This is a genomic window from Plantibacter sp. PA-3-X8 (genome assembly GCF_003856975.1).
Taxonomy (GTDB): domain Bacteria; phylum Actinomycetota; class Actinomycetes; order Actinomycetales; family Microbacteriaceae; genus Plantibacter; species Plantibacter auratus.
This window is the reverse complement of sequence record NZ_CP033107.1, coordinates 405,382-422,419: the sequence shown is the minus strand read 5'-3', so window position 1 is coordinate 422,419 and position 17,038 is coordinate 405,382. Positions and strand designations below refer to the sequence as shown.

Annotated in this window: 19 protein-coding genes; 10 read left to right on the top strand and 9 right to left on the bottom strand. The window is 69.8% G+C overall.

Going from position 1 to position 17,038, the window contains the following annotated elements; translation table 11 throughout:
• Nucleotides 1-35 precede the first annotated feature (35 nt).
• The gene (locus tag EAO79_RS02065; protein WP_124767603.1) at nt 36-734 is read right to left on the bottom strand and encodes a YafY family protein; all 699 of its coding nucleotides are present in this window, start codon (nt 732-734) and stop codon (nt 36-38) included.
• A 73-nt stretch (nt 735-807) separates the two neighbouring features.
• Here EAO79_RS02065 and EAO79_RS02060 point away from each other — a divergent pair, with 73 nt between their 5' ends.
• A complete protein-coding gene (locus EAO79_RS02060; RefSeq protein WP_124767602.1) occupies nt 808-1,593 on the top strand; it encodes an alpha/beta fold hydrolase in 786 nt (261 codons plus the stop codon).
• Here the strand turns inward: EAO79_RS02060 and EAO79_RS02055 are convergent.
• Entirely contained in the window at nt 1,590-2,297 is a 708-nt protein-coding gene (locus tag EAO79_RS02055; protein ID WP_124767601.1) for an NADPH-dependent F420 reductase, read from the bottom strand. The genes EAO79_RS02060 and EAO79_RS02055 overlap by 4 nt on opposite strands.
• Nucleotides 2,298-2,433: 136 nt before the next feature.
• Between EAO79_RS02055 and EAO79_RS02050 the strand changes: the two genes are divergently transcribed.
• Together EAO79_RS02050 and EAO79_RS02045 are read left to right on the top strand one after the other, a co-directional pair.
• A complete protein-coding gene (locus EAO79_RS02050) occupies nt 2,434-2,739 on the top strand; it encodes a DUF3072 domain-containing protein (protein ID WP_079706423.1) in 306 nt (101 codons plus the stop codon).
• Nucleotides 2,740-2,753: 14 nt separating this feature from the next.
• Nucleotides 2,754-4,010, top strand: a complete 1,257-nt coding sequence (locus tag EAO79_RS02045; RefSeq protein WP_124767600.1) for an NAD(P)/FAD-dependent oxidoreductase — start codon at nt 2,754-2,756, stop codon at nt 4,008-4,010.
• A 44-nt stretch (nt 4,011-4,054) separates the two neighbouring features.
• Here EAO79_RS02045 and EAO79_RS02040 read toward each other — a convergent pair whose 3' ends face one another.
• The 3 genes from EAO79_RS02040 to EAO79_RS02030 form a co-directional block, all read right to left on the bottom strand.
• Nucleotides 4,055-4,978, bottom strand: a complete 924-nt coding sequence (locus EAO79_RS02040; RefSeq protein ID WP_241160960.1) for an SMP-30/gluconolactonase/LRE family protein — start codon at nt 4,976-4,978, stop codon at nt 4,055-4,057.
• 29 nt (nt 4,979-5,007) lie between these two features.
• Nucleotides 5,008-5,439: a hypothetical protein gene (locus EAO79_RS02035; protein WP_124767599.1), complete on the bottom strand. Its 432-nt coding sequence runs from the start codon at nt 5,437-5,439 to the stop codon at nt 5,008-5,010.
• Nucleotides 5,440-5,530: 91 nt separating this feature from the next.
• A complete protein-coding gene (locus EAO79_RS02030; protein ID WP_124767598.1) occupies nt 5,531-5,971 on the bottom strand; it encodes a GNAT family N-acetyltransferase in 441 nt (146 codons plus the stop codon).
• Between the two features lie 155 nt (nt 5,972-6,126).
• Here EAO79_RS02030 and EAO79_RS02025 point away from each other — a divergent pair, with 155 nt between their 5' ends.
• The 5 genes from EAO79_RS02025 to EAO79_RS02005 all read left to right on the top strand — a co-directional run bounded on the left by EAO79_RS02025 (nt 6,127) and on the right by EAO79_RS02005 (nt 11,858).
• Nucleotides 6,127-7,068 (top strand): aldo/keto reductase, encoded by a 942-nt coding sequence (locus tag EAO79_RS02025; RefSeq protein WP_124767597.1) that lies wholly within the window; start codon nt 6,127-6,129, stop codon nt 7,066-7,068.
• A 282-nt stretch (nt 7,069-7,350) separates the two neighbouring features.
• Nucleotides 7,351-9,060, top strand: coding sequence for a circularly permuted type 2 ATP-grasp protein (locus tag EAO79_RS02020; RefSeq protein WP_124767596.1), 1,710 nt, complete (start codon nt 7,351-7,353; stop codon nt 9,058-9,060).
• Nucleotides 9,054-9,983: an alpha-E domain-containing protein gene (locus EAO79_RS02015; protein ID WP_064295753.1), complete on the top strand. Its 930-nt coding sequence runs from the start codon at nt 9,054-9,056 to the stop codon at nt 9,981-9,983. The genes EAO79_RS02020 and EAO79_RS02015 overlap by 7 nt, the downstream gene beginning before the upstream one ends.
• Nucleotides 9,980-10,825 (top strand): transglutaminase family protein, encoded by an 846-nt coding sequence (locus tag EAO79_RS02010; RefSeq protein ID WP_079706431.1) that lies wholly within the window; start codon nt 9,980-9,982, stop codon nt 10,823-10,825. The genes EAO79_RS02015 and EAO79_RS02010 overlap by 4 nt, the downstream gene beginning before the upstream one ends.
• A 220-nt stretch (nt 10,826-11,045) precedes the next feature.
• Nucleotides 11,046-11,858, top strand: a complete 813-nt coding sequence (locus tag EAO79_RS02005) for a CPBP family intramembrane glutamic endopeptidase (protein WP_164486872.1) — start codon at nt 11,046-11,048, stop codon at nt 11,856-11,858.
• Nucleotides 11,859-12,057: 199 nt separating this feature from the next.
• Here the strand turns inward: EAO79_RS02005 and EAO79_RS02000 are convergent, their stop codons facing one another.
• The gene (locus EAO79_RS02000; protein ID WP_124767595.1) at nt 12,058-12,351 is read right to left on the bottom strand and encodes a DUF4287 domain-containing protein; all 294 of its coding nucleotides are present in this window, start codon (nt 12,349-12,351) and stop codon (nt 12,058-12,060) included.
• Nucleotides 12,352-12,478: 127 nt separating this feature from the next.
• On the opposite strand from EAO79_RS02000, the gene EAO79_RS01995 reads away from it, so the two are divergent.
• On the top strand, nt 12,479-12,859 hold the full coding sequence (locus EAO79_RS01995) for a DUF3054 domain-containing protein (protein ID WP_124767594.1): 381 nt from the start codon (nt 12,479-12,481) through the stop codon (nt 12,857-12,859).
• A 28-nt stretch (nt 12,860-12,887) separates the two neighbouring features.
• The gene (locus EAO79_RS01990) at nt 12,888-13,817 is read left to right on the top strand and encodes an isoprenylcysteine carboxylmethyltransferase family protein (protein ID WP_124767593.1); all 930 of its coding nucleotides are present in this window, start codon (nt 12,888-12,890) and stop codon (nt 13,815-13,817) included.
• Nucleotides 13,818-13,932: 115 nt separating this feature from the next.
• Here the strand turns inward: EAO79_RS01990 and EAO79_RS01985 are convergent, their stop codons facing one another.
• The 3 genes from EAO79_RS01985 to EAO79_RS01975 all read right to left on the bottom strand — a co-directional run bounded on the left by EAO79_RS01985 (nt 13,933) and on the right by EAO79_RS01975 (nt 16,979).
• Complete coding sequence (locus tag EAO79_RS01985) at nt 13,933-15,348, bottom strand: MFS transporter (RefSeq protein WP_124767592.1); 1,416 nt, start codon at nt 15,346-15,348, stop codon at nt 13,933-13,935.
• Nucleotides 15,349-15,353: 5 nt separating this feature from the next.
• Nucleotides 15,354-15,806 carry a MarR family winged helix-turn-helix transcriptional regulator gene (locus tag EAO79_RS01980; RefSeq protein ID WP_229939713.1) on the bottom strand — a complete coding sequence of 151 codons (453 nt, stop codon included), beginning with the start codon at nt 15,804-15,806 and terminating at the stop codon, nt 15,354-15,356.
• Nucleotides 15,807-15,920: 114 nt separating this feature from the next.
• Nucleotides 15,921-16,979 carry a magnesium and cobalt transport protein CorA gene (locus EAO79_RS01975; protein ID WP_124770030.1) on the bottom strand — a complete coding sequence of 353 codons (1,059 nt, stop codon included), beginning with the start codon at nt 16,977-16,979 and terminating at the stop codon, nt 15,921-15,923.
• Nucleotides 16,980-17,038: the final 59 nt, after the last annotated feature.

The following is a 17,038-nucleotide window of genomic DNA, read 5'->3' as shown; positions in this document are numbered from 1 at the left end:
GCGAGGTGGTTCTATTCCTCTGAATGGATCGCAGGTCACCGTCCCCGGCCGTGGACCGGCGTCGCATTCACCGGTGGCTCGCCGACCTCGGCGACCGTGTGGCCACTGCACGCCGTCTTCGTCACGCTGGCCCGCTCGATGCGCGCGACCGTGAACCACCGCATCGCATCGCGCATCCGGCACCATCCGACGAGGTACCACTGACCGTTCGTCGACGCGAACAGCACGGGCTCGACGTCGCGCGTGGTCGTGCTCCCGGCCCGCGAGGTGTACCGGATGCGGACGACCCGCTGCTCGGCCATCGCCTCCTCGAGTGCCGATCGGACGACGCGCGAAGCGGTCGGGGGTACATCGACCCAGATGCGACCGGCCAGTGCGTCGGCTCGTGCGCGGGTCCTGGGGTCGAGGACGTCCAGGATCTTCTGCACTCCGGCGGCTGCCAGATCCGCGTACGGGGCGTCGGGTGCCGCGGACACCGCCGACATGAGCGCCACCGCCTGCACCGGGGACAGGCTGACCGGTGGCAGTGTCGCCCCGACGGCCAACCCGTATCCGCCGCCTGGTCCCGGGCGTGACCAGATGGGCGCGCCGCTGCGCTCGAGTGCCTGGAGATCCCGCTTCACGGTGCGCACGGAGACGCCGAAGTCCCTCGCCAGCCGCTCCGCCGAGATCCCTCGCGATCCACCCCGACGCAGCGTCTCGGACAGAGCGTGCAGTCGTTCGGCTCGTTTCATCGGTCGAGGGTTTCGAGATTCATGACAGAAATAGTGACACACACCTGCCTGGAGCGCGCTTCAGGCTGGAGTCATGAACACACAGAACGACACCCCGACCATCATCCTCATCGCCGGCCACTGGCTGGGCGCCTGGGCCTGGGACGACGTCATCGACCATCTCGACCCCGACCGCTCGCGCGCCGTCGCGATCACGCTGCCCGGCCTCGACGAAGCCGATCCCGACCGGTCCAGCAGGACCCTCGACGACCAGGTCGCCGCGATCACGGAGGTCCTCGCCCGGCGGGACGTCTCCGCGGACCACCCGGCCGTCATCGTCGCGCACAGCGGCGCCAACGCTCCCGTCGCCCTGCTCCTCGACCTGCATCCGGAGCTCGTCCGCCGGGTGGTGTGGGTCGACTCAGGTCCGGTGGCGCCAGGAACCGTCTTCGCGCCGGACCTGCCGGACGACGTCGACGAGCTTCCGCTCCCGGCGTTCGACGTCCTCGCGCAGCAGGCGAGCCTCGACGGCTTGAGCGCCGAGGTCCTCGACCGGTTCCGCGCCCGGGCGGTCCCCGAGCCGGCGCCCGTCCTCCGACAGGCTGTCGAGCTGACCAACGACGCCCGCGCCGCCGTCCCGACCACCCTGGTGTGCTGCTCGATCCCCAGCGCGCAGGTGCTGGACCTGGCCCGAGGCGGACACCCCATGTTCGCCGAGGTCGCGGGGCTCGAGACCGTCGAGGTCGTCGACCTCCCGACGGGTCACTGGCCGATGTGGAGCCGTGCCGGCGAGCTCGCAGAGGTGATCCGCTCAGCGGCGCTCACCCCGCGACCGAACGGTCGAGACCGGTCGGACGCAGGCACCCGCCAGGTCGGCTAGCGGACGTCCGCTGCCAACGCCCGCACCTCGGCGACCTCGCGGATCTGGTCGGCACCGATGTTCGCCCCGAAGAGCTCGTGTCCGGGTTCGAGGACGACGCCCGCGCGCAGCGGTCCGATCTCGACGGGGTCGAACCCGAGGGCGTCCACCACGGCCGAGACGGCTGCCCGGTCCGCGGGGGCGTCGCCGGCGATCGCGATGCCCTTGCGGCCCGGGGTGCCGGCCGGACGCGGCTCCCCGTCGAGGTCGTGGTACCCCATGTGGTTGAACGCCTTGACGACGCGCGACTCCGGCAGGAAGGCGGCGACCAGCTCGCTCGTCGAGGTCTCTGGCGCGCTGAGGTCGTCGCGATGTCCGTCGACCTCCCACCAGTAGTTCATGGCGTCGATGACGAGCTTGCCGCGCAGCTCGTCGACGGGCACCGAGCGGTGCTTGCCGAGGGGCAGCGCGAGGATCACGATGTCGGCCTGGGCCGCTGCGTCGGCGGCGGTCGTGGCGACGGCACCCGGTGCGAGGACGTCGATCGTCAGGGCGATCCGGGCGGCGTCGCGCGATCCGCTGATGAGCACCCGGTATCCGGCGGCGACCGCGAGTCGTGCCAGGACCGTGCCGACCTTGCCGGCGCCGAGGATGCCGATGGTGATGCCCTGCGACGGAGTCGGCTCGTCGGCGGATCGGTCGGTTCCGGAAGCGGTGTCGGACATGGGTCTCCTTCGTGGACGGTGCGGCCGCACGCGGTCGCCTGGGTCAACCGGGGGTCGTCCGTCGCTATTCCGACACCGATCGCGCGGGCCGCGCAACCCCTCCTGCCCGACCGCCCGCTCGACGTACCGTTGCCGCATGACTGACGCAGAACAGACCGATGCAACGACCCCTGACGCCACGACCTCCGGTGCACCCGAGACGATCGGCGCCACCGAGGAGACCCTCGGAGCACGAGGCGACGACAGCTCGACGAGCGCGAGCAAGGACCCCGAGGACTGGGTCACCGGCGACGAGCCGATGACCGGCCCGCAGCGCAGTTACCTCGACACCCTGGCGCGCGAGGCCGGCGAAGAGCTTCCCGCCGACCTGACGAAGGCGCAGGCCTCCGAACACATCGACCGGCTGCAGAACGCCACCGGTCGCGGTCAGTCCGGATCCTGAGCGCCGCCGCCACCGTGACCGATCCCAGGACGGCACCGCTCCATCACGAGGTGGTCGTCATCGGTGGCGGCAACGCCGGTCTCTCCGTCGCCGGGAGGCTCCGGCGATACGGCGTCGACGACGTCGCGGTCATCGAACCGCGGGAGCACCACCGGTACCAGCCGATGTTCTCGCACGTCGCTGGCGGGACCGCGTCCGCGTCGGTCGCCACGAGGCCACAGCACGCCGTGACGCCGAAGGGCGTGACCTGGATCCAGGACCGGGTCCGGTCCATCGACCCGGTCGCGAAGACGGTGACGCTGGAATCCGGCACCGCCGTCGAGTACGACCAGCTCATCGTCGCTCCGGGCATCCAACAGGACTGGGACGCCGTGCCCGGTCTGACGGAGGCGATGGCGTCGCCGGTCGGGATCTCCAACTACACCTTCGAGTACGCGCAGAAGGCCTCGCGCGTGCTCCGGTCGGTCCGCTCCGGCACCGTCGTGTTCACGCAGCCCGCCGGCCCCGCGAGCTGCTCGGGTGCCGCGCAGAAGCCGATGTACCTCGCGTGCGACTACTGGCGGCAGACGGGCGTCCTCGACGACATCCGTGTGGTGCTGGTCGTGCCCACACCCACGATGTTCGGCATGCCGATGATCGACGCCGAACTCGATCGCAAGGTCGCCGAGTACGGCATCGACGTGCGGTTCTCGCGCGAGCTCGTCGCGGTGGATCCGGAGCGGAGCGTGGTGACCATCGCGCAGACCGACCCGCAGGACGGCCCGGATCGCGGGCAGGACGGCGTGACGGGCGGACTCCGGGAGGAGATCCCCTACGACGTCCTCCACGCCGTGCCGCCGCAGTCCGCACCGGACTGGCTCGCGGCCACGGCGCTCGCCGACCCCGGCAACCCGGGTGGGTTCGTCGAGGTCGACTCACTGACCCTGCGGCATCCGCGGTTCCCCGACGTCTGGGCGCTCGGAGACGCCGCCGCGGTGATGAGTTCGAAGTCCGGCGGAGCTCTCCGGCAACAGACGAAGACCCTCGCGAAGAACCTCGTCGCCGTGCGGTCCGGCCAGGAGCCGAGCACGGTCTACAACGGCTACTCGGTGTGCCCGTTCACGGTCTCCCGCGGGACGGTGGTGTTCGCCGAGTTCGACGACCGCTACCGCCCGAAGTCCTCGATCCCGTTCTGGAACGGACTCGCGAAGGAGCGTCGGTTCACGTTCATCGCCGACCGCTACGTCCTGCCCTGGGTGTACTGGAACCTCATCCTGCAGGGGCGGGCGTGAGCTCCAGCTCGCGAACTGTCACCAACCGCTAGTCCAGCGCCCCGTCACTGTGCTCGAGTGACAGTTCGCGGGCTTTGGCGGGTGGCGGTTCGGATCTGGTAGAGGGACGTGCTGGCCGTGATGTAGAGGGTGCGGCCGTCGGGGTCGCCGAAGCAGACGTTCGCGGTGCGCTCCGGGACCGGGATGCGCAGGATGGTCGCGCCGGACGGGTCGAACACCTCGACGCCGTCACCCGCCGACGACCACACGTTGCCGTCGACATCGATCCGGAAGCCGTCGGACGCGGGAACCGCGGTGCTCGCGAAGGTGCGACCGGGGGTGTCGCCGGCGACGACCGAGACGCCGTCTGCTGCGACGTCGTAGGCCGCGATCCGGCGGGCGGCGGTGGCGGTGTCGGACACGTACAGGATCGACTCGTCGGGTGAGAACGCGAGCCCGTTCGGGTGCACCATCGCCGTGATGACCGGCTCGATCGCCCCGGTGTCCGGTTCGAGTCGGAAGACGTAGCACCCGCCGTACTCCTGCTCGCCGGGGTGGCCTTCCTCTCCGCTGGCGTCGATGCCGTAGGGCGGGTCGGTGAACCAGATCGAGCCGTCGGAGTGCACGACGACGTCGTTCGGGGAGTTGAAGCGGCCGCCGGCCCAGCGGTCGACGAGCGTGACCGGGCCGTCGGGCCCCTCGATCTCGACCGCGCGGCGCCCGTGACTGCACTGCACGACCCGGCCATCGCGGTCGATCGTGCGGCCGTTCGTGTACTCGGCGCCGTCGCGGAACACGGCCGTCTCGCCGGTCGCGGTGTCGAACTCGAGGATGCGGTCGTTCGGGATGTCGCTCCAGCGCACGCGTCCGGTCTCCGCGATCCACGCGGGCCCCTCGCTCCAGATCGCACCCGTGTACAGGTGCTCGAGTTCGGCTCCCTCGGCGAGCAGCGGTGAAGGATCGGTCATGGTGACGTCGGCGTCGGTCATGACGCCCAGCCTATTCGGCAGGTGCCGGTCTACGCCTGGTCGATGGGGGAGGAGCCGAGGTTGCGGGCGCTCGGTCGGGTGACGGGCGGCTCGACGATCGACTCCAGGAAGGCCCACGCGTCCATTCGCCAGCGGTCACCGGCGACGTCGATCGCCTCGATCCGGAACGGTGGCGTGAGGATCGCGTCCCAGTCGATCGAGTCGAGGACGCGTCGCGGGATCATCTCGTCGACGTACGGTGCCTCGCGCTCCGGGTCCGGCGCGACCTCCGGTGCCTCGTCGTCGACGAGGTTCTCGAGCCGGTCGATCATCGCGTCGTCGAACGCCTGCATGCGCGTGATGAGCGCCTGGAGCTCGTCAGGCTCGAGGGCGGCGACGAGTTCGAGCAGGTAGGCGCGGCCCGGATAGGCCTCCGCGGGCACGTCGACGATGTTGTACCGGCCGTCGTCGGAGATCCACATACGTCAACGCTAGCCCGTCGCGGCTGGAGGCCTGCGGTGAGGTGCGTCGATTCGTCGTTCGAGTCGCCGTGGGACGACGATTCGCCGCACCTCAGGCGGTCGGGACCTGGCTCGGGTGGACGGGGAGCTGCGCGGCTGGACGGACGAGCGCCGTCGGGCCGGGATCGGTGAACCCGAACTGCTCGTAGAGGCCGTGCGCGTCGCTCGTGAAGAGTGTCCACCGGAAGTGCGCGCCGGGACCGTCGTCGATCATCGCCTGCACGATCCGCTTGCCCAGTCCGTGGCCGCGGTGGGCCTCGAGGACCACCACGTCGGCGAGGTAGGCGAAGCCGACGCCGTCGGACACCGCCCGAGCGAAGCCGACCTGTGCGCCGGTCTCCTCCTCGTACACGCCGATCACGCGCCAGGCGTCGTCGATCTGTGCCTCGACGTCGGTTCGGCTGCGCCACTTGGCCCAGTAGACCTCACGGAGCAGGGCCCACACGGCGTCCCGGTCGATGCGGTCCTTCGAGTCGTCGATGCGGTAGCCCATCGGCCCACTGTAGGACGGCGTGGAGCGGGGTTCCGAGTGCCGATCCGGGGTCGGTGGACCGACCGTCATCGGGCGACACGAGGAATAGCCGCGCGCCGCTCAGCCTTACCGTGGGAGAGGCACACGCCTGAACCGAACCTCTGGAGGATCATCAGATGACTCACGCCCGCACCACCCTCGGAACGTCCGACCTGTCCGTCTTCCCGCTGAACCTCGGCGGCAACGTGTTCGGTTGGACCGCCGACCGGCAGACCTCGTTCGACATCCTCGACGCCTACGTCGCGGGTGGCGGTAACTTCATCGACACCGCCGACGGTTACTCCGCGTGGGTGCCCGGCAACACCGGTGGCGACTCCGAGCGACTCATCGGCGAGTGGCAGGAACTCCGCGGCAACCGCGACGAGCTCGTCATCGCGACGAAGGTCAGCCAGCACCCCGACTTCAAGGGCCTCGCGGCCGACAACATCCTGAAGGCCGCCGACGCCTCGCTCGAGCGCCTCCGCACCGACCACATCGACCTCTACTACGCGCACTTCGACGACGAGTCCGTGCCGCTCGAGGAGACGGTGACGGCACTGTCGTCGCTCGTCGACGCCGGCAAGGTCCGCTACCTCGGGATCTCCAACTACTCCGCCGCGCGCATCGCCGAATGGTTCGAGATCGTCGAGGCCAAGGGTCTCCACCGCCCGATCGCCCTCCAGCCGCACTACAACCTCGTCGAACGCGACTTCGAGGGGGAGCTGCGCACGATCGCCGAGCGCGAGCAGCTCGCCGTGCTGCCGTACTTCTCGCTCGCGAAGGGCTTCCTGACGGGCAAGTACCGCGAGGGGGCACAGGTCGACAGCGTCCGCGCCGAGGGTGCCCAGGCCTACCTGGCCGACCACGCCGCGCTCCTGCCGGTCCTCGACGAGGTCGCCGCCGCCCACGGCGTCTCGGCCGCGACCGTGTCGCTCGCGTGGCTCCGCTCGCAGCCGACGGTCGCCGCGCCCATCGCGAGTGCCCGCACGGTCGAGCAGCTGCCCGACCTCCTCGCCTCCGCGACGCTCGAGCTCTCCGCCGACGAGCTGGCCGCGCTCACCGCCGCCTCGGTCGCGTAGGGCTCTCTTCACCCCGCCGGTCCCCGAGCGACCTCCTTCGGTCCCCGAGTGACCTCCTTCGGTCCCTGAGTGACCTCCTTCGGTCCCTGAGCGACGTCCTTCGGTCCCTGAGCTTGTCGAAGGGCGCACCTCGACAAGCTCGGTGGCCGGTGGGGTGGCTCGGTGGCCGGTGGGGTGGCCCGGTGGCCGGTGGGGTGGCCCGGTGGCCGGTGGGGTGGCCGTGGGGCGTCCTCTCCGCGCTCCGAAACACCCCGGCAACATGTGTCCCGGTAGAGTCGGCCCATGGGTGACCTGTTCAACGGCTATGGCGGCACGCTCGCCCCGCGCAAGACTCCGGGCGGTGTTCCCGCGTTCGACGAGATGTTCGGCGAGGCGGCGGAACACGCGGGTGGTGCGACCGCCAGGCGGGCGTATCAGGAGATCTACAGCTCCCTCGCACGGATGACCCAGGAGGAGCTCCGAGGCCGCACCGACGCCCTCGCCAGCTCCTACCTCGCGCAGGGCGTGACCTTCGACTTCGCCGGCGAGGAGCGTCCGTTCCCGCTCGACGCGGTCCCGCGGGTGATCGAGCAGCAGGAGTGGACGCAGGTCGAGGCCGGCATCAAGCAGCGTGTCAAGGCGCTCGAGGCCTTCCTCGCCGACGTCTACGGCCCGCAGCTCGCCGTACGCGACGGCGTCATCCCCGCGAAGCTCATCTCCTCGTCGTCGCACTTCCACCGGCAGGCCTACGGGATCCAGGCGGCGAACGGCGTCCGCATCCAGGTCTCCGGTATCGACCTCATCCGCGACGAGCATGGTCAGATGCGTGTCCTCGAGGACAACGTCCGGGTCCCGTCCGGCGTCAGCTACGTCATCTCCAACCGTCGCGTGATGGCGCAGACGCTCCCCGAGCTGTTCGTGTCGATGCGCGTCCGTCCGGTCGGCGACTACCCCAACAAGCTTCTGCAGGCGCTGCGTGCGTCGGCCCCGCCCGGCGTCGAGGACCCGAACGTCGTCGTCCTCACCCCCGGCGTGTACAACTCCGCGTACTTCGAGCACACGCTGCTCGCGCGGCTCATGGGCGTCGAGCTCGTCGAGGGTCGCGACCTCTTCTGCTCCGGCGGCAAGGTCTTCATGCGCACGACCGCCGGGCCCACGCGCGTCGACGTCATCTACCGCCGTGTCGACGACGAGTTCCTCGACCCGCTGTCGTTCCGCGCCGACTCCATGCTCGGTTCGCCCGGGCTCATGCTCGCCGCGCGCCTCGGCAACGTGACCATCGCGAACGCGGTCGGGAACGGTGTCGCCGACGACAAGCTCGTCTACACGTACCTGCCCGACCTCATCAAGTACTACCTCGCCGAGGACGCGATCCTCCCGAACGTCGACACCTGGCGTCTCGAGGACCCGCTCGCCCTCGAGGAAGTGCTCGACCGCCTGGACGAGCTCGTCATCAAGCCCGTTGACGGCTCCGGCGGCAAGGGCCTCGTCGTGGGTCCGGACGCGTCGAAGGAGGAGCTCGCGACCCTCAAGACGAAGCTGCAGGAGGACCCGCGCGGCTGGATCGCGCAGCCGGTCGTCATGCTCTCCACCATCCCGACGCTCGTCGAGGACGGCATGCGTCCCCGTCACGCCGACCTGCGTCCGTTCGCGGTGAACGACGGCAACGACGTCTGGGTGCTGCCCGGCGGCCTGACGCGCGTCGCCCTCCCGGAGGGGCAGTTGGTCGTGAACTCCAGCCAGGGCGGCGGCTCGAAGGACACCTGGGTCGTCGGACGTCCGTTCGACCCCAACGCGGCGCCCGAGGCGTCCTCGCACGACATCCAGGGTCTCGTCGCCGAGCAGGCCACGACCGAGACGACGTCGATCCCGATCATCTACGACCACGGCACGACCCCCGAGCACTCGCCCCAGGACCGTCCGGCCGGCAACCAGGACCAGCAGGAGCAGCAGCAGCAGACGCTCTCCGAGCCCGCTGCCGACGGGTCGACGCAGGAGGACGCATCATGCTGAGCCGCATCGCCGAGAGCCTCTTCTGGATCGGCCGCTACATCGAACGCAGTGACGGCACCGCGCGTATCCTCGACGTCCACCTGCAGCTGCTGCTCGAGGATCCGTGGATCGACGAGGACACCGCCTGCCGGTCGCTGCTGTCCGTGATGGGCAGCGACGCGCCCGCCGACCAGGAGCTCACCCGCCAGGACGTCCTCGCGCAGCTCGCCGTCGACCGCACGCACCCGGCGTCGATCGCCTACTCGCTCGGCGCCGCCCGCGAGAACGCCCGGCGCGCCCGCGAGATCGTGTCGACCGAGCTCTGGGAGTGCCTCAACACGACCCGTGCCCGGATGCCGCGTCGCGTCGCGAGCGACAAGGTGCACGAGTTCTTCGGGTGGGTGCGCGAGCGTTCGGCCCTCGCTGTCGGCATCGTCGACTCCGCCACGAGTCGTGACGACGCCTGGCGCTTCTTCACCCTCGGTCGCAGCCTCGAACGCGCCGACATGACGGCCCGACTCCTGGCGACGCGGTCGCTCACCGAGGCGAGCGGTCCTTCCTGGACGACGATCCTCCGCTCCTGCGGCGCCTACGAGGCCTACCTCCGCACGTACCGCGGCATGCCGAGCGCGAAGAACGCGGCCGAGTTCCTCCTGCTCGACCAGCTCTTCCCCCGGTCGGTCATGTTCTCCATCAGTCGGGCCGAGGAGTGCATGCGCGACCTCGAGCCGCGCCGAGGCCGCGTCGGGACGGTTGATTCCGCCCAGCGCCTGCTCGGTCAGATCCGCAGCGACCTCGAGTACCGGCCCATCCAGGACACGCTCGTCGACCTCCCCGGTCGGATGGACGCCGTGCAGAACGTCACCAGCCAGGTGTCGGAGGCGATCCGCGAACGCTACTTCCCCACTCATGCGGTGCCCGCATGGATCGGAGAGAACTCATGACCCGGCTCCACATCAAGCACAGCACGGGCTTCTCCTACGGCGGCAAGGTCAACGCCTCGTACAACGAGGCGCGCATGCTGCCGGTGACGACCGAGGACCAGTACGTCCTGTACTCGCACATCGACATCCAGCCGGGGGCGTCGCAGTCGACGTACACCGACTACTGGGGCATGAAGGTCTCGGCGTTCGAGGTGCTGACGCCGCACGAGGAGCTCTCGCTCACGGCGACGAGCCTCGTCGAGGTCCGGCCGCGCAAGCATGAGCCGCACCCGACCGGCTGGGAGCAGCTCGACATCGCGACCCAGGCCGCCGTGACCCGGGTGGAGCACCTGGAACAGACACGACGGACGACCCCGCCGGACGACCTCGTCGAGCTCGCCCGGACCATCGCCGACCGCTACGAGAGCCCGTGCGAGGCCGCGATGGCCATCAGCCGGGAGATCGGCGAGCAGATGGACTACGTGCAGGGCGTCACGAGTGTGTACTCGACCGCCGCCGAGGCGTGGGCGAACCGCAAGGGCGTCTGTCAGGACATCACGCACATCGTCCTCGGAGCGCTGCGCTCGGTGGGGATCCCGGCCCGCTACGTGTCGGGGTACCTGCACCCGAAGCCGCACGCGGCGATCGGCGAGACGGTGACGGGGGAGTCACACGCGTGGGTCGAGTGGTTCTGCGGTGACTGGCGTGGATTCGACCCGACCAACATGGTCGACGTGGGCGAGCGTCACGTCCTCATCGGGCGGGGTCGTGACTACGGTGACGTCTCCCCACTCCGTGGTGTGTACGCGGGCCCCTACCGCTCGAAGCTCTTCGTGAAGGTCGAGATCACCCGAGAGGCCTGACCCGGGTGGTGCTGCTGCCAGCGCGGTGCGCTGACGCGAGCGCGGGTCGTGCGCGTGAGCGCGGGTCTCCGGAGGGTCGCGCCCGCGCGTGCGGCCCGCGGTCACGCCCGATCAGGCGTTCTCACGTCAGCGCACCGCGCTGGGGCAGATTCGAGCGGGTTCACGTCAGCGCACCGCGTTGGCACGAGTCCGTAGAGGCGACACCCGTAGGATCATCGGCATGCAGACCGAGATGATCGTCCCGGCCCGCCGCCCGATGAAGCTGATCCCCGCGGTGTTGCTGGTGGCGTCGGCGTTCTGTCTGTTCGGCCTGATGCAGCCGCTCGCCGGTTACCCGCTCCTCGTCGCCGCCCTCGTCACCGCGATCCTCATCGACCGCGACCTCGCGAAGGACCTGTTCCTCATCGCCATCGGGATCGGCATCGTGTCGACCACGTCGGTGGAGGCCGACGTCTCCTGGCCCAGCTTCTTCCGGATCGGCACCGTGCTGCTGCTGGCGGTCGGTGCCCCGTTCCTCATCGACCGCTTCGTGTACCGGCGGAAGGCGATCACGTTCCCCTGGCGGAGTCGCGAGAAGAAGACGAAGGGCGAGATCGCCTACCTCTTCGCCGTCCCCCTCCTCGGTTGGGCGATCCTGCCGTTCTACTTCATCCGCTCGGGCGCATACGAGAACTGGCCGGTGATCAGCGACGCCGGGGATCTCGGCCGGTTCTTCGTCGGCGTCAACGCGGTCGGCACGTGGGATGAACTGTTCTTCATCTGCACCTGCTTCGCACTCCTGCGCCGGCACTTCCCGGTCTGGCAGGCGAACCTGCTGCAGGCCGTCATCTTCGTGTCGTTCCTCTGGGAACTCGGTTACCGGTCATGGGGTCCGCTGCTGACGTTCCCGTTCGCGCTGCTGCAGGGCTACCTGTTCTCGAAGACGCGGTCGCTCGGGTACATCCTCGCGGTCCACCTGCTGTTCGACGCGATCGTGTTCCTCGCCATCGTGCACGCGCACCATCGCGACTGGATCCCGATCTTCTGGTACTGAGCGGTGTGTCCGCCCGCCCGCGCGGTGCGCTGACGCGAATGTCGGTGTCCCGGGCCCAGCGCGGAGCGCTGACGCGAGCGGCGGTGTTCAGGCTTCAGCGCGGGTCTGGCGGGTGACCGCGGGTCTCTAGAGGGGCGCGCTCACGCCACAGACCCGCGCTCACGCGAGCGCACCGCGCTGGCAGCAACCCGGACGGGAGTCAGGGGGCGGCGGGCTTCGTCGCCGCTCCGTCGAGCCAGAGTTCGGTCGACTCGTCGCGGTGCACCCCGTCGGTGCCGACGTGCTTCTCGCTGATCATCGGACCGTTCTTGATGACGTGGACGAGCGCCATCCCATGACCCCGGCCGAGCTCGTAGTCCGTCTTCAGCCACTCGAGGATCTCGCCGGCCTTGGTCGACGCGTCGAAGCCGCGGGCGTGCGCCTCGTCGACGAGCTCGCGCGGGGTCTTACCGGTCTTCGCCTCGGCGGCATCGAGATAGGCCTGGAACGACATGACGGCTCCTTCGTCGATCGGGTGTCAGCGCCATCGTAGCCAGCGAGGGCAACGAGCGACAGGCCCCGCAGCGCGCCATGCGGCCTCCCTCCAGGGTGGGCGGCGGCGACGCCAATAGGGTGAGGGGATGGATCGCCCCAGCAGGACCCCCGCCGGATTCGCCGCGACCGTCGGCATCGACCTCCTCGCCGTCATCGTGTTCGTCCTCATCGGCCGCGCCAGCCACGGCGAAGGCATCCTCGGACTCCTCGTGACCCTGTGGCCGTTCGCCGTCGGACTCCTCGTCGGACACGTCCTCGCGCTCGTCCTCGGTCAGCGCGAGACCCGCTCCGTCCGCTGGGCCGGCGTCGTCGTCTGGGTGTCGACCGTCGTCGTCGGGATGGTGCTGCGCGCGGTCTCCGGCCAGGGAGTCCAACTCAGCTTCGTCATCGTGACCGTCCTGGTCCTCGCCGCACTCCTCCTGGGTTGGCGCCTCGTCGCGTGGCTCATCGCCCGCCGACGTCGATGACGCCGCCGACACCGCCACCGACGATCGCATGAGCGCCGAGCGCTGGGGGCGCTGGTACTTCGCCGTGCAGGCCCTCGCCGGCGCAGCATGGTGGGTGTCGGTGTTCCTCGTCCCGCCCGTCCGTGCGGCGACGCTCGGCAGCCTCGACCCCGTCGTCACGGCCGTGCTCGACGTCCCACTCTTCGTCGTCGCCTCGGCGCTCGCCGCATGCGCCATCCGATGGGCGGCGATCCTCGCGACCGGATGGACGCTGCTGGTCACCGTGTCACTGGGGATCTTCGCGGCCGCGACCCAGGAGGCGGGGATCGGCGCCCTGCTGATGGTCGGCGCCGCGGTCGGCTCGGTCACGGCACTCGCGCTCGTCCTCACCGGCGGGATCCCGAGAGCATGGATCGCCATCGGGCCGTTCGCGTTCCGCCCAGCCGATGCGTCGGCGTCGACCGGTTCGCAACTCGTGAGGACCGCCGTCGAGATCGTCGCGTTCTGGGGCGTCTTCCTCGCGGTGATCCCCGCCGCCCTGCGGTTCTTCGAGCTGCGGTGGCGGGTCGCGATCGCCCTGCCGCCGGGTGCGGAGCAGTTCGCCGTCATCGCCGGCATCGTCGTCGTGGTGCTCGGGAGCATCGTCGGGCTCTGGTCCGCAGCCGCGATGGCGACGACCGGGGGTGGGACGCCACTGCCCGCCGCGATGCCGAACCGGCTCGTCATCGCCGGACCGTATCGCTTCGTCCGCAATCCGATGGCCGTCGGCAGTATCGTCCAAGGCGTCGGCGTCGGACTCCTGCTGTCGTCCTGGATCGTCGTCGTCTACGCGGTCTTCGGCGCCGTCGTCTGGAACGTCCTGGTCCGGCCGGTCGAAGAGGCCGACCTCGAGGCGCGCTTCGGCGAGCCGTACCGCCGCTACCGCGAGGACCTGCGGTGCTGGGTCCCGAGCGTCCGTCCGGTGGCGGCTCGTTCGTAACTCCTGCCGCCTGCGACGACCGGCCGCGTCACCCGCCGCCCCGCCCGCCCGGGAGCCCCGGCGGTCGCAGGATGCAGGAGTTGTGAACGCCGAGCGGGTCGGAGCGGAGGACCGTCTAGCGGCGGGAGCCGGTGAGGGTCGTCGACTCGTCGACCGGCGACGATTCGGGACGCGACTCCGAACGCGGCTCGGGCGCCTTCGCGCGCGGCTTCGGCTTCGGCAGCGGGATCGGCGAGGTGAGCGCGATCTGCTCCGAGAAGTCCTCCGGCGTGACCGGTGAGACGACGCCGTCGTGGGTGAACTGCAGGCGCCAGCGGGAGTCGGGCGCCACGCGCAGGCGGAGGTGATGACGGAACACCCCGTAGGCGAGGCCGGTGGCGCAGGCGGCGAACCCGGCGAGTGCGCCCAGGCCGAGCGCCCAGCGCGGCCCGAAGGTGTTCGCCACCCACCCGACGATGGGCGCGCCGATCGGGGTGCCACCCATGAGGATCGCCATGTACAGCGCCATCACCCGGCCACGGACGGCGGCCTCGGTGCTCGTCTGCACGAGTCCGTTCGCGGTGGTCAGGAGCGTCACCGTCGAGAAGCCGACGAGGATCAGCACGGCGGCGAACGACCAGTAGCTCGGCATGAACGCGGCCGTGAGCGCAGCGACCCCGAAGAGCCCGGCCGCGCCGACGATCATCCGCATCTGGGCCTGCGCCCGCCGCGCCGCGAGGAGTGCGCCGGTCAGGGAACCGATCGCGAGCACCGAGGAGAGGATGCCGTATTCGCCCGCGCCCTTGCCGAACTCGACGGCCATGGTCGAGGCGAAGATCGGGAAGTTCATGCCGAACGCGCCCATGATGAACACGATCACGAAGACGACCATGAGGTCCGGCCGCCCGCGGACGTAGCGGAAGCCCTCGACGAACTGTCCTCGAGCCCGCGGTGGGCGCGGCGCTCGACGGAGCTTGCCGGTGCGGAGTGCGAGGAGCGCGCCGATGACGCCGAGGAAGGTGAAGGCGTTCACGACGAACACCCACCCGGAGCCGATCGCGACGATGAGGAGACCGGCGATGGCGGGGCCGACCATGCGCGCCGCGTTGAAGGACGCCGAGTTGAGCGCGACGGCGTTCGACATGTTGTGCTCGTCGACGAGCTCGGAGACAAAGGTCTGGCGGGCCGGGCCGTCGACGGCGTTGATGATGCCGAGGGCCAGCGCGAAGAGGTACATGTGCCACAGCTCGGCGTGACCGAAGATGAGCAGGGCGCCGAGGGCGAACGCCAGGAGCATGAGGCTCGACTGGGTGAGGATGAGGATCTTCCGCTTGTCGAAGCGGTCGGCGATGAGACCGGTGATCGGCACGAGGACGAGCTGCGGCCCGAACTGCAGGGCCATGGTGGCGCCGACGGCCACGGCGTCGTTGTCGGTGAGGTCGGTCAGCACGACCCAGTTCTGGGTGGTGGCCTGCATCCAGGCGCCGACGTTCGACACAAGGGCGCCGATGAACCAGATGCGGTAGTTGACGCTGGACAGGGAACGGAACATTGCACTCACTGGGTGGCGAGTCTCCTCATGATCTCGGCTGCGCGGGCGAGGGTGTCGCGTTCGTCCGGGGTGAGCGCGCGCAGCTGCTGGGTGATCCACGCGTCGCGTTTCCGGACGGTCTCGGTGACGGTGGTGTGGCCCGCTTCGGTGAGGGCGATGGTGACCTTCCGGCGGTCGGCCGCGTCGGTTTCTCGGGTGACGTACCCGGCCTCTTCGAGGCAGTTGACGGTGCGATTCATGGATGGCGCGGACACGCGGTCGCGTTCGGCCAGTGCCCGCAGGGTTGCGGAGCCCTCTTTGTAGAGCCCTCCGAGGACGGAGAACTGCGGATCACTGAGGTCGTCGACCGACTTCTCCCCGCGCAGTCGTCTCGCGAGCCGGAAGGTGCCCATCCGGAGTTCGGACGCCTGCTCGGCGATCGTCAGGGCCCTGGTCTTCGTCGCTGCTCCGCTTGCCACGATTCATTAGCCTAGCAAATTAGCCACCCTAAGTAAACCCGCGAACCGTCACCAACCGACAGTGCACGGGGTGCAGGACTGACCGTTGGTGACAGTTCGCGGGCTGGGGTGCGGTCAGAGCCAGCGGCGGGCTCGGAAGATGGCGTACAGGGTCCCGGAGAGGACGAGCATCGCTCCGATCGCGACCGGGTAGCCGAACTGCCAGTGGAGCTCCGGCATGTCGTCGAAGTTCATGCCGTAGACGGTGCCGATGAGTGTCGGGGCGAAGAGGATCGCCGCCCAGGAGGAGATCCGTTTGATCTCCTCGTTCTGCGCCAGTGCCGTCTCGCTCATCCGACGCGACTCCTCGTTCTGCGCGAGGCTCGCCTCCGAGAGGCGTCGCATCTCCTCGTTCTGCTGTTGCGTCATGAGCGTCGCGTGCACCGTGAGCGCGTTCCGGAGCAGGTGGCGGAATGAGTCGACGCGCTCCGCGATCCGGAGGGTGTGGTCGAGCACGTCGCGGAAGCCGTTGCGCAGCTCCTCGTCGAGACCGTACTTGTCGGCGCCCTGCAGCAGCCCGTGGAGCATGGCCCGCAGGGGCGTGGTCGCGCGCTGGAACGCGATGACCTGGCGCAGCAGCTCGTAGATGCGACGCGAGACGTCCGCAGCGTCGCCGAAGAGCTCGTCCTCGATCTCGTCGATGTCGTTCTCGAGCCCCGCGACGACGGGACCGTAGCCGTCGACGACCTGGTCGAGCACGGCGTGCAGGACGGCGTCGGGGCCGAGCGCGAGGATGTCGGGCCGGGCTTCGAGTCGCCGCCGGACCTGGCCGAGGTCGGGCTTCTCCGCGTGACGGACCGTGACGACGAACCCGGGTCCGACGAACAGGTGCACCTCGCCGAACTCGACCCGCTCCTCCTCGTCCAGGTAGCGGGCGGGACGCAGGACGACGAACAGCGTGTCGCCGTAACGTTCGAGCTTCGCCCGCTGATGGCCCTTCAGAGCGTCCTCGACGGCGAGCGGATGCAGGTCGAACTCCTGAGCGACGGAGCGGATCTCCGACGGTTCCGTGCGGTACAGACCGATCCAGGCCATGCCCCGCTGTTCGTTGAGGAGCTCGTACGTCGCGTCGAGCGATCGCGGGCTCGCCGAGCGCCGTCCGGTCACGTAGATGCCGTTGTCGATGAGTGCCATGAGGTCTCCGTCCATCGATCGACGGGAACGTGCGGCGGCCGCGCGGGTGCAGGCGATCG